This window comes from Clostridium sp. Marseille-P299 (assembly GCF_900078195.1).
Taxonomy (GTDB): domain Bacteria; phylum Bacillota; class Clostridia; order Lachnospirales; family Lachnospiraceae; genus Lachnoclostridium.
In genome coordinates this window covers 1,407,749-1,420,925 of record NZ_FJVE01000007.1, presented here as the reverse complement: position 1 = coordinate 1,420,925, position 13,177 = coordinate 1,407,749, and the positions used below count along the sequence as shown (strand labels likewise).

At 34.6% G+C, this 13,177-nt stretch carries 9 protein-coding genes; all 9 read right to left on the bottom strand.

Features of this window, described 5'->3' with window-relative positions; genetic code table 11:
• Window positions 1-13 precede the first annotated feature (13 nt).
• The 9 genes from BN4220_RS14115 to BN4220_RS14075 all read right to left on the bottom strand — a co-directional run bounded on the left by BN4220_RS14115 (window position 14) and on the right by BN4220_RS14075 (window position 12,803).
• Window positions 14-919: a carbohydrate ABC transporter permease gene (locus BN4220_RS14115; protein ID WP_066717616.1), complete on the bottom strand. Its 906-nt coding sequence runs from the start codon at window positions 917-919 to the stop codon at window positions 14-16.
• Window positions 916-3,495, bottom strand: coding sequence for a DUF5696 domain-containing protein (locus BN4220_RS14110; RefSeq protein ID WP_066717613.1), 2,580 nt, complete (start codon window positions 3,493-3,495; stop codon window positions 916-918). Before BN4220_RS14110 ends, BN4220_RS14115 begins: the two co-directional genes overlap by 4 nt.
• 11 nt (window positions 3,496-3,506) lie before the next feature.
• Complete coding sequence (locus tag BN4220_RS14105; protein WP_066721010.1) at window positions 3,507-4,139, bottom strand: Yip1 family protein; 633 nt, start codon at window positions 4,137-4,139, stop codon at window positions 3,507-3,509.
• Window positions 4,140-4,144: 5 nt separating this feature from the next.
• Window positions 4,145-5,719 carry a gluconolactonase gene (locus BN4220_RS14100; protein ID WP_242867798.1) on the bottom strand — a complete coding sequence of 525 codons (1,575 nt, stop codon included), beginning with the start codon at window positions 5,717-5,719 and terminating at the stop codon, window positions 4,145-4,147.
• Window positions 5,720-5,731: 12 nt separating this feature from the next.
• Window positions 5,732-6,619: a carbohydrate ABC transporter permease gene (locus BN4220_RS14095; protein WP_066717610.1), complete on the bottom strand. Its 888-nt coding sequence runs from the start codon at window positions 6,617-6,619 to the stop codon at window positions 5,732-5,734.
• Between the two features lies 1 nt (window position 6,620).
• On the bottom strand, window positions 6,621-7,550 hold the full coding sequence (locus tag BN4220_RS14090) for a carbohydrate ABC transporter permease (RefSeq protein WP_066717609.1): 930 nt from the start codon (window positions 7,548-7,550) through the stop codon (window positions 6,621-6,623).
• A gap of 20 nt (window positions 7,551-7,570) precedes the next feature.
• Window positions 7,571-10,573: an extracellular solute-binding protein gene (locus BN4220_RS14085; protein WP_066717608.1), complete on the bottom strand. Its 3,003-nt coding sequence runs from the start codon at window positions 10,571-10,573 to the stop codon at window positions 7,571-7,573.
• Between the two features lie 105 nt (window positions 10,574-10,678).
• Complete coding sequence (locus BN4220_RS14080; RefSeq protein ID WP_066717604.1) at window positions 10,679-11,317, bottom strand: YesL family protein; 639 nt, start codon at window positions 11,315-11,317, stop codon at window positions 10,679-10,681.
• A gap of 13 nt (window positions 11,318-11,330) precedes the next feature.
• Window positions 11,331-12,803, bottom strand: a complete 1,473-nt coding sequence (locus BN4220_RS14075) for a glycosyl hydrolase (protein WP_066717601.1) — start codon at window positions 12,801-12,803, stop codon at window positions 11,331-11,333.
• Between the last annotated feature and the right edge of the window lie 374 nt (window positions 12,804-13,177).

Below are 13,177 nucleotides of genomic sequence, written 5' to 3'. Positions count from 1 at the left end.
GCCCTCTCCTTTCCTAGTTATGATAAAATGTTCGCTTGGATATCAAACCACATGATACGATAAGTATTGTACATACACACAAGGTACTTATGATACTAAAGGCTGAACTAAGTCCATAGTTCATATTCGTCATTGCAGTATCATAAGATAACTGCACCACATCACTGGTTATAAAGGCATCTACCACCGTATAGACAACGTTGGTAATTATAAGTGGGGATACCATTGGGAGCGTAACCTTCCAAAAAATTTCATAGGCAGTGGCACCTTCTATCTTAGCCACCTCATAAAGTGATGGGGATATCGACTGTAACGCAGCTATAAATATAACAATTTGCACTCCAGAAGCTGTAATAACATAACTGATTCTACTAACTGAAAGTATGACATAATCTAAGAGAAATTCAGGCATGCCAAATGAATCAAATAAATAAAGGTAATACTCAATATTTACAGTTGAAGATTCTGCCATCTCTGCCGATACCGCGCTCACACCACCAACCATTACTTCCCTTGCATGCTGAATCGCTACCCAAATTGCTTCCGAATTCATGATTACTGGAAGGAAAAAAATTGCACGTACCAAGGTTCTTCCTTTAAACTTTTTATTTAAAAGTAATGCCATAAATAAACTAAAAAATATAATTAAGGGCACATTTAGCAGCATATTACCAATGGACTCCACTAGTATTTTTTTAAACGATCCATGTACAGTAAATGCATATTTAAAGTTATCAAAACCTATAAATTGTGTTATATATCCTGTTCCTTCTCCAACAATAATATTGGATAAACTAAACTGGATAGTCATAAATATACTTCTAACATAGAACATTAAAAATCCAATGAGCCATGGTGAAATGAAGAGTAAGCCAACAATTGCACGCTTAGTCGCAAGCGTTAATTTTTTCTTTTTCATTCGCCTAATCCCTCCATTTCGTAACTTTTTGCTGTGACAGTGATACCTTCATACGTAAGGTCCTTACTTGATTGATTGATATAAAATACAACTCCATTATCATAAGAAACCTTCTTAAATCCATCACTGATGATTTCATGATTTATGATTTTTGCGTTGGTTACATATTTTAGAGCTTCATTTACTTTTTGATATACCTCAATCGCATCCTCTTTCCAAATAGAAAACTGCGTGCTATGAAGCATGTTTAATCCAGTATATTTCATTTCAGATGAATCTTTAGACGTAAAGGTATAATGAGGGGATGCCCCATACTCAATTAATCTCAATATAAAGTCATCTTTTTTATAAGTATCCATCAAATTAATTGCACTACCTGAGTAATTCACCAAGCCATGGATTACCATTTCATAAAATGGAACTTCTTCATCTACAATTGGATAAGAATTATGCCCGATTGGTGCATTAATAACATCGTCACTATAGGTAAGTGAATAGAAATTACCGCCATTAACCATGATATTCTTATTTGTAGTCTCAAGCTTTTCAAATTGATCCATTACTACGTGTTTTGCTTGTTCTCTGTTGATACCTTCCGTTCTCTTCTTATCCGATTGCAGGTAATCTCCTAAATCTTTTAAGGTAACACCTGAAATATTATATTTCGTTATCTTATTCGTGAATTTATTTATATAACGAGGTAGATATTTTGGAGATAATACAAAATATTTCGTTTCAATATATCCTAAGGATGAGGATTGATAATAGGTCATAGGATTTACCTGACCAAAATTAACAACATAACCACTACCGTAATATTTAGAGCTTTCCACATCATATTTATATCTATCTGAGGTAAATGGTACTTTTTGAAATGCCACCTCTCCATAGACTGAGCCCCCAAGGGATTCTACTTTATTCGTTAAGGCATTCAAGCCTGATTTACCGCCTAATTTGCGTAGTACCTTTATCTTTGAAGCTACATCATGATAATACCCACCATTAAACCATCCTTGGTAATTCATAATAAGATTCGTTACCCCGTTGTTATGTAAATCTTCTACGATGTTTCCAGCTTCCTTAAACGTTGTCATAGGATAAATCTCACCATATTGTTTACCAAGAAAAAATCCAGTCCTTCCAACCCCACCCACAACATCCATATAAAATGGAATAGATTCAGTTTTATCAACCGTTTGTAATACTCCTTCTCTTTCAAGTCGTTCTCTAAAATAGCGCGCCATACCTGAATAATCTGCATAATTTTTATCTAAAAATGTGTATTTTACAGTTAAGTTAACATCATAAAATTTCTTTTCTAGAATTGGTAATTCTGCTGCTGCGCCCGTTTGCCCAAACATGGATAACGTATCATATCCTCGTATTTGAAATTCAGAATACGCATAATTATAGGAATTAATTTTTCCAGCAACACTTGCATAAATTGCAGCTAAAGATTCTCCTTCTTCAATCGTTGCTAAAATACCACTATTTTTTCTGCTGATTCCAAACAAAGGAAGTCTTGCATTTTCTGTGTTTTCAAGTACTAAATATTGCGATAAGAGTGGATCAAGTCCATATACAAATTGGGAATAATCCTGTGTCTTTGTTTTGCCATTATTAAAGTGAATCAAAGAACCAGAGCCATTTGGTACTAGAAAGTATCCTTCTTCCTCGGTACCTGCTGCAGCAAAATAACGCAATACTTGGATTCGAAATATAAATCCCCCTCCGTGCTCTTCTACCTTACATGTAGGAATTGAAACATCAATACCATCCTCAGACAGTCTATATTCTAGGGGGACTACAAAAGATATTGGCATTTCTGCCTCAGCACCTGCTGCCACCATATCCATTTCATAATCTTCAATTGTATAGCCTGCAGCTGTTAGATATTCATTTATCTTTCTTAAAGTAGATGCACCAGTCTTTGCAGCTTCATTTAATTCTAGAAATCCATCTACCTTCCCAGATTGTGAATACCGTTTTGCTATATATTTTGCAGACTTTTCATCTAGGTTTGACAAAAATGATTCTAGACGCTCCTCTGTAATAAACATTGGAGCAATACCAGTAGCACTCGACAAGTCACCAATGGTGTAAGTATAGCGAAATCCATTATGAATAGCTTCTAATTCAAATTGCCCTAATGTGGTAGAATAATCATAAGAATTGTATGACCCACCAACTCTACTAGCATTAAAATAGTCTATGATAATTTGTGATTTTAACATTGACTTATTTACACTACTAGCAACAGAGTCTTCGTCTGCCTTCTGAGGATTTGAATACGTAATCTCATCCGTTCGCTTATCATAAACAGCAATTTCAGCTGTTTTAACATTGGTATATAATTTCAGATATTCATTTTCAGCCCCTAAGACCATCCCAGATACTGAAGGGTTACTATCTTCTAATGATTTAAACTCTTTTCCTTCTTCATAATCATAACTTGTAAACGATTCCTTATATTCATCATATAGTACATAGTGAAACAAGTAATATGCTCCATATGAAACACCTATGATGAGTGCAAAACAAATACCGAAAAGAATGAATTTTTTGTATCTCTTCATATGCATCCCTCCTAGGTTCTAAAAACTAGTTCTATATAAATATTACGGAAGAAACCAATTACCTGCGACACCAAATCACTTAACATAACTAAAATAAATACGATAATCAACATAGCTATAAACGTTAAAAATAAAGTAACTATCGTTTTTGCTAAGGTATAATTATGTACTGTCATAATACCGATTAAAATCATAATCGCAGTCCAAGCAACTCCAACAATTAAAAAGACATAGTAAAAAGCCTCTTCATCCGCTGCTATAAACCTAGAAAGTATGGTAGCTGGAACAAACGTAAGTACGAGAGGTAACATTCCATATCCTACGGCAATAACAATATCTTTAAATCTCCCCTCTCCTTGCATTAAACAAGTAATGGACCAATTGCCAATACAAAATAAAAAGAAAAAAAGAAAAAGGGCTTTTAGTTCATAGTAACTATCTACTTCTCTTGGATCCGTATTATTTACAACGAAACTAGCTAAAATACGATTCATGGAAAAAGAAAAGCTAAATAGTGCTGCGATAATGAGTGCAATAGGAACACTGCCACGTTCTCTATGCCTTATTTCATAAAATCCGTCCATTGGATGTGTTAATACATAAAACGGATATAGGAATTTTTCTTTTGAGAAATACTTGCCCATTGATATCAACCTAACCCTTCTTCGTAATCTTTTTTACCATGTTTCTTTCTTTTTATCCGTACAACTACTTGGTAAGTGATTAATAAAACAATAGCACCTGTAAATACATATCCTAAATTATCTTTTAAAATAGCATTTCGATAACGTTTATATGCAATGGAATAGTACTGTCTATCCATTCCCTTTTTTAAGTACTCTAATGCCAATTTATTATTTCCAGCAGTTAGATAGGCTTTCCCAATTCCGATATAAGCAAGCTCAAAATTTTCATCAATTTGTAAAACTCTCTCCCAAAGCTCAACGGCTTCTTTCTCATTACCATCAAAGCGCAATCCAACCGCTTCATTGATAAGACTTCCATATTCGGAAGCTTGAAAACTGATTAATTCAGCTCGGTAAGAGTCTAGTACAATCATCCGGTCTTTCGTTGACTCAATCGCAACAGGAAGAGTAAAGGTTCCTGATTGAGTCCCTAATCCTCCAAAGATATATAAGAGGTTTCCTTCATGGTCATAGGTAAAAATTCGTCCTCTTCTAGAATCTAGTAAGGAATAAATACCATTCTCGCGATAAACAACATCTACAATATAAGAAGGGCCACTATACCTTGTGATACCACCAATAAAAATATCCCCTCCAAGATTTTCATTTTTACCTTTTTTAATTACATCTTCTCCTTTTGGATTCAGTCTTCGCACTGCTTGCACACCCTCAGTATCAATATTAGAAGCATAAACAAAGCCACCTGGATCTACATCAGCACCAGTAAATTCCGTTGGTACATAGAGTAATTGTTTTTTACGCTGTTCTTTCGTTGATAGCCGTTTCCAAATCTTTTCCCACAAGGTGATTTTTACTTTAATCGTTCCGAAAAACCCTGTGAAGGTTCCATTATCCTCAAACATCATGATGCCTTCAAACATTCCCTTAGCTATACAATAAACACGATCTGCATAATCAACAGTTATCTTTAATGGAGTGAATACAAAATCATCTGCAAGAATTTCAGACGTTGGCTTATCAATGATTTTGACCAATTGATCCTTATCATTAAGTACAACGATACGCTTATTCTCTGAATCGGCTATGTATAATAAATTCTTCTCCGATACACACACGCCATAAGGAGCATTAAAGGTATCAGTCTTTCCCTCATTCTCAAAGGAAGTTATAATTTTCACTACTTGATTCATATCTGCATTCATAACTACAATCCGGTGGTTTCCTGTATCTGCTACATAAACATTTCCTTCTTCATCCATACAGATATCTTGCGGATTTAAAAAGGCATCGATTCCAAGGGAAGTCCCTGAAATGGTTTTCTCTGGTAGATATGCAGCTGGAGTTCGTATTGTATATTTTCGGTAGTCAAAATTGTATGTATCATATGGCACATTCGTACCGCTTGCATAGACTAAGCTGTTATTAGAAAGGAGGCAAAACAAAAGAATAAGGGCAAATACACTTCGGATTTTTAGGTTTATTGTTATCTTCTTAATCTCTATTTTACCTAAGGGTAGCTCGATGTTTAAGCGATACACACCCTTTCGGCTTTTTGCTCGCTGAAATGCTTTATTCAACCAATCTCCCCCCTATTCCTTTATTCCAGATGTCGTCATTGTTTCTAATATGTTGCTTTGACAAATTAAGAAAAATATAATTGGTACTGCTGCAATGATAAAAGTAACAGCTGCCGAAGCCCCTGCTCTACCAGCACCACCTGCTGTAATTTGTTGAAGAGCAGCTTGCAAAGGTTTTAGCTGTTCACTTCTTAAAAAAGCATATCCGGTATTTCCCCACATCTGTTGAAATTGAAATATTGCAAGTGTCAACCAGGCAGGCTTTACATTTGGCATTATAATTTTTCGATAAGTTTGAAACTCAGATGCACCATCAATTCTTGCGGATTCAATTAAAGAATCTGGAATTTGTTCCATAAACTGTTTCATCAAATATAATCCCATACCAAATCCCCAAGCAGGTAAGATAAGTGCGAAAAATGTATTGTTTAACCCTAAGAAAGAAATAATCATGTAGTTTGGTATCTGTGTTACTGTCCAAGAAAACATCATTGATAGTATTACTAGTTTGAAAATAAGATCTCTTCCTGGGAACTTATGCTTGGAAAGTGGGTAAGCTGCTAAAGAAGCAATCAAAACATGCCCTACCGTTCCACTACCTGTAATAATAATCGTATTTAAGATGTACCTTGTAAATGGAACCCAAGACCCTGTCATAACAATAAATAAGTCCTTAAAATTATCAAGAGAGGGGTTTCTTACAAAAATCTTTGGTGGATATTGAAACAATTCATCAAGGGGCTTTAATGCATTATTTATGATCATAACAATTGGTAAAACCATAAAAAGTCCACAGATAAACATTATGGTGAATAATAATCCATTACCGGCAGCGGAACGATTCAGCCGTTTCTCTCGATGAAATAAGCGCCTTCTTGGTTTAAAATAGTCTCTTGCCAACTTATTCCCCCACCCTTCGTATAATTCTTTGAACTAGCTTATTCGTACCAACCATCATGAAAAACAATACAGTCGCTATTGCTGATGCATAGCCCATTTCAAATCTTGTGTTTCCATAGTCTAAGAGGTGAGTTACTACAGTTGCACCTGCGTAATTAATCGATGGGTTTCCCGCTAGATTAATTGAAATATCAGCTACTGCAAAAGATTGTGTAATCTGCATAACCGCACCAAACATAAGCTGTGGTTTCATCGCTGGCAGTGTTACATGCCATAATTCCTGCCACCTGTTTTTCACACCATCCATTGCAGCCGCTTCATAAAGAGTTTTATCAACGGTTTGAAGGCCTGCGATAAAGGAAAGAAATCCCGTACCTAGACTAAGCCAAAGCTGTACAACAACTAGTATTGGTAGAATATATTTTTCTGTTTGCATCCATAGTTTTGGCTCATTGATAATACCAAGTTTTAATGCAATACCATTTAAGTATCCATATCGATCCCCGGTAAGAATAATATTCCATATTAAGTAAGCATTTCCACATATGGATGGAGCGTAAAATATCAATGTTAAAAATGCTCTTAATTTCCCTTTAAATTCATTAATAATCCAAGCAAACAATAAGCAAAGTAAGTAGCTTACTGGACCTGTGATTACTGCAAATAAAAAGGTGTTTTTTAATGCGATTAAAAAAATGTCATCCTCTAATAAAAGTTTCGTGTAATTTTTCCACCCTACAAAGGTTGGTGGTTCTAATATATTAAAGTAGGTAAAACTCAAAACAACTGAGGAAAGTATTGGTAGTATGGTAAAGAAGAAAAATAAAATTAGATAAGGTGCCATCATTATGTAGGATGTTTTACTTTTTTTCATTCTCTCCCATAGTGTTGATTCTTTTTTAACTTTTTCTAACACTGCCGTTTGATCCATGAAACCGCTCCCTTCCTCCGTTAATTTTCACTTGCTAGAGGTAACTTAAATTCACGCCTCTTATAGGTTATCTCATCATTGATATAGATAACTTTTTCCATCAATTCCTCTCTTGGAGTAGCAGCTTTTGTATCTGTTGTAACTTTGAAAAAGGCATTGTTTACATTTCTCCAAGAAAAATATCCTCCAGGTACTTGTGGAATTCCTTTTACCTGCTCTAATTGCTCAGTTAACGCTTCATAGATATCATAAGACCACGGAAGGCTATCAAAAGCATCGATGTTTGCCATTGGAACTCTAGCAGCGGAACCCATTAAGCTCTCCATCTCTTTTCCATAGGTGATTTGCGTTTCTGCTGAATTCCACCACTTTAAAAATTCCCAAGCAGATTCTTTATCTTCGCTGGATTCCATAATCATAGAGGCAAGACCTGAACTTGCAACAGAGTGGTCAATCGTTCCATCTTCCTTTTGTATTCCAGGAACAGGTGCCATTCCCCATAACCCTTTAATATCCGGTGCCGATACTTGTAAATTGTTAAATATCGTATAATCTGCAAGTATAATCGGACATTCACCAGTACGAAATCTTTCTTCTACACTGGTCCATTTGTCTAATTTATAATCGGTATATAATTCACAGTATTCTTTAAACGCAAGAATTGCTTCATCGCTATCAAGACCAGAACGTGTTGCATCCTCATTGTAATAAGAACCACCATGTTGATATAAGAGCATTGCATAAATTGCTTCATTTGGTAAGACACCAAATTCCATCTGGTTTTTACTTAACACAGAAGTAATTACTTTTACTTCATCCCAGGTCTTAGGAACTTCAAGGCCAATTTCATTTAATATATCTTTTCTATAAAACATCATTGGGAATGTTTGTGTCTCTGGTAGTGCATAAATATGGCCATCGAAAGTAAACGCTGTTAACGCACTTTCTCTAAATTGTTTGGTAACTTCATCAATGTCTGAGAATTGACTTAAATCTGCCACTGCATGCCTGAGTCCATAGTTCATTGGGACATCATTTGAGATCTGGGCAGTATTTGAGCCAGCCATGGCTCCTACTTGAATTGCTACATCTGGTCCTTGCCCTGCTAATGTTGCTTGCAATAATGTACTCATATCGACTAGCATTACATTGACATTAATTCCATTTTTATTCGTAAAGGTTTCATCAATCAACGATTTAATTACGTTCGCTTGATCTCTACCAGTTCCTACCCAAAGAGTTATTGTCTTTTGCTCCTCACTTTTTTCAGTGACATTACCAATCTGGTTGTAATTAATAATAAAGGAATAAAACAACCTTGCTAGCTCATAAAATAGCTTAGCAAAAAAAGAATCATGTTCCACTGTAACTTTTACATCAGGAGAAGAAATATAAATTGTATCTAACTGTAATGGTTGCGCTAGTACTTGCGTAATCCATTTTCCACAGGCACGAACATTAATTTTGTAAGATTTAATCAACTTCGTAAAACGCTCCTGATCCGTAATTAAGGAATTTAATTGATCACGCATTGTGATTAAAACTGCTTCCTTATCACTACCATTGCCTGCAACTTCTTTTAGCCTATTAATTGCTCTATCCAATTGATCTCGTACTTCAATTAATTCGCCTTCTAGTTCCGGTAGACTTGCTTCAATTTGATAGTCTCGAAAAGTATCTGGGTCTACTCCAATGATTCGAATTACTTTTCTATAAATTGCATTTAATTTTGTCATGGAGTCTTGTACTTCACTAACGATATCAGAAAAATCACCAAGTACTACTTGCATTCGTAAGGTATGACTTCCCTTTTCAAGATATATCTTATACGGCTCATCATCTTTACTCAAAGTTTCTAAGCGCCAATTCTGACTATGTGTAAAGCCGTAATCATTCCATTCATCAAATAAAACTTCATTATCAATAAAGATTTTTCTAGAAACATAAATTCCTTTTTGAAAGTTTTGCTTTAAATATGCCGTGATATTGTAATATCCACTTTCTTCCACTTCAAAATCCCATTCCATCCATTGTCCCGTCAGTCGCCAGGAGTTGCCACCAATTGTATTGTTTAGAAGCTCTTTGGTACTAGAAGGATGAACCGCTGGCGAGGACTGATCTTGTTGTGGGTATAACATCTGAGAAGAAGTTTTGGTTACATTCTCAGCTTCAATACGTATCTTTTGTCCACTAGAATCCTTATAACCTAAGGCATCCCATTCCCCTTTCACTATCTCGTAACTTTTCGTTGGCTCTGTATTATCTAATTGAAGTTCTTTTAAAATCATAGGCTCTCTTAAGGAAACCATTGTTATCCTATGAACCCCTTCAGATAAATAAATTGATAGTTTTTCTGTTATATACCCTTCACTATCATAAAGATAGCTCTTGGTCCACTCTGGATTTTCCCTCATAGATGGTTTTAAATCATTGCCTTGATTATCTTTCTCCCACACTTTACTCTCAATTCCATTTTTATCAATACGTGTTTCAGTAATCTCGTTTTTCCAAATTCTTGAGAACTGGATAAGGGAAAATTCCTTAAATGGAAGATTACCATCTACAAAAAAGCTTCTTTCAATGTCTGAACTTTTCCCTTCAATTGGATAATAAAGAATTGATAAATTATAAAGTCCTGGAGTTTTTATATTTACCTCATATTCAATGAATCCACGTTCTTCGGAATAAACAGAACCTCCGCTCATTCCTTCATAATCCATATAGATTTCTGGTGTTGCTTCTACTTCATTCCCACTTTTATCGTATTCGCCAGTTGAATATCTTACATAATCGGTTGCTTCTATTTTATAAGTTTCATTTGGCCTAATCTGTTCATTTTTCTCTTTATAATCGATGTATTTTGGTATCGAATTATCGATTGAGTAAGTTTCCACTATTTCCTCGTATTCCTCTGTTGAAAGCTCTGTTATAGCACTTGCTTTCATCTTAGAACCAAGGCTTAAAACAATCGACATTATAAGTAAAAGTGCAATGGCTCTCACTGGAAATCTTTTATGAATCATACGTTATCCTCTTTCTGCAATCTAGTCATGCCTATTTTGACACATCATTGCCTGCAAATTTAATACAATTTATGAGCTAAAAAATTAACGTAAGTTTTTAAATGTTTACTGATAAAACCATAATTCTTCCCCATCAATTGGCTTTGCCATATAAAATTTAAGAACCTTTTCTATAAGAAAAGAAGAAATATAGCACCAAAATCCTGGAATCAGTAAGGTCATAAAAATCGGTAGAAACCAGATTGCAATCATACATAAAAACGTTCCAGCGATTAATAACAACGTGATTGGTAAGTTCCGAAATGCCATATGTAAGGACATTTTTATTAGTTCTAAGTTTTTTAATTTAAATCTTGATAAATTGGGGAATAAGTAAACTGCCATTCCAATGGTAATTGCAATTAACACATCATAAATTAAAATGAAATAACTACTTTTAAGCGTGCCCTCATGCCCTACATACCCTCGATTAAGATAAAGTATCAGCCCCCAAATAATGAATCCTATGGTAAAAATGCACCCATTTTTTACATTTCTTTTAAAAGCCTTCATATATTCCTTATGTAAATAGCCGTGCTCTCTACGTATTACTTTAACCACAGTGTAGTACATTGCACTGCAAGCTGTACCTATGGTGATAATCGGTAAGCATGAAATTAACCATAGTACTGTCACGATAATAAGTTGCCCGATTTTATTAATAAATGAGAGGATGGATTCTTCTCCTTTTAATATCCAGTTCATAGTAACCCCCAATCTAGTCATGGATTTCATAGGTTTTTAAATCTGGTAGTTCGTCTAAGGTTAAAACTTTTTCATGGCTATATACTTTTTTCACCATATCTATCTCTGTATATTTTTCTGATAAGAAGTTAAGCGTTGAAGATTTTGTTACAAATTCTCCACCCCATGTTGCAAAAAATCCCCACATTGCACCATCTCTAATTGCTATATCCGGATCAAATAAGCAGCCATTTTCCGATAGAACTATCATTTTTTTAGAATCTGTATAAGATAAAGCTTTTAGATATCTTGGCATCTGAGATGTATACACTCTTTCCCCTGGATAGATATCTTCTCCAATGATGTCAACATATTCATCCCCTGGATACCATTCTTTATCCTGTCCATTCCATAACCAAATTAAATTATTTAATTCATGATAATTTGTTAAACGATCATAAAGCATTATGTACAATTTCTTATAAGCATCCGCTCCTGCATCTCCCCACCAAAACCATCCGCCACTTGCTTCATGTAATGGTCTCCATAGAATCGGAACTCCTGCATCTTGTAATTTCTTTAATTCAACCGCAATGGCATCAATATCGGAAACCAATAAATCATAACCTTCCTTATCCTCACCATTCATAATAGCCGCTAAGTCAATGTTCGTAGCATTTGTATAAAATCCCTTCCACCAGGTATCTGTTAAATACTTTTCTGGCGAATTCCAGTGCCAACAAAATGTAACAATTCCACCTTTGTTCCAAAATTCTATTGCATATTCCGTCGCTTTTGAAGTACTACCATTCGCAACTCTAGAAGGTGAATACTCGATAAAATCAAGACCTAAAACTGCTGGAAATTTACCATCGGTTGTATTCCATATTGCAGCTACTTCATTCCCATACATTCCAGTATCGCAATATTGGCCAGATAAAAAATATTCGCCATATATATCTGTTAAATAACTCATTAATCGTTTTGCATTCTCATCTGCCTTTGGATTAACTAATGTTGCAGGCACTTCATAAATTGCCTTATCTATTGGTTTAGATGCTGTAATTTTTAATGAATCGATACCAATCCACCCCCAAGATTTTTTAATCGATACCTCATGTGATCCTTCTTCTAAATAAATCCGTTCAATGAAAGAATCTGTAAACGTATCACTTTCTACTGATATAACACCCATATTTTGCTCATCAACATAAACCAAATTTTCTTTATAACCACCAAGGCTTAATGTGATAAAGTTAAAATCATAGAAGCCTTCTTTCTCAATTTTAATTTGAAAGGTACAAGTATCCGCTTCACTTTCAATTCCAGTCACATAACCAGTACCTGTAAATCCGCTTTTACTTTTTTCTACTTTTGCATTGCCTTGCATGATTGCCTCTTCCGCCTCATAAGTCATCACCAAAGTCGTTGGTTCTTCCTTATTCTTGCAAGAAGTCATTGATAACATTAGTAACATAAGTACAATTCCTATATGTAGACGTTTCATAACATCCTCCATCCTGCTGCTGACAGTTCTCTTGGTACTTGAACTGCATTCTATGCTTAAACGTTATTTTTAAAAAGATCATTGGTTTTTACATCATAGTGCAATATGATGCATTTAATAATGCATTTATATTACATGAGATATATTATTTAATTGCATTATATCATGCAGCTTTAAAATTCACAAGCATTTTTTGGTTTTTATGTACAATTTCTTCCAGTCTATTTTTAAATATTTAGGATATTTTATAATATATGTATATATTTGTAATTTGATTATAGCATTTTTAATAGTGCACTTACTTTATTTTTTGCACTATTCATATATTTTATAATACATATTCTTTTTGCATATTACGCACAAAACGTGTAAAT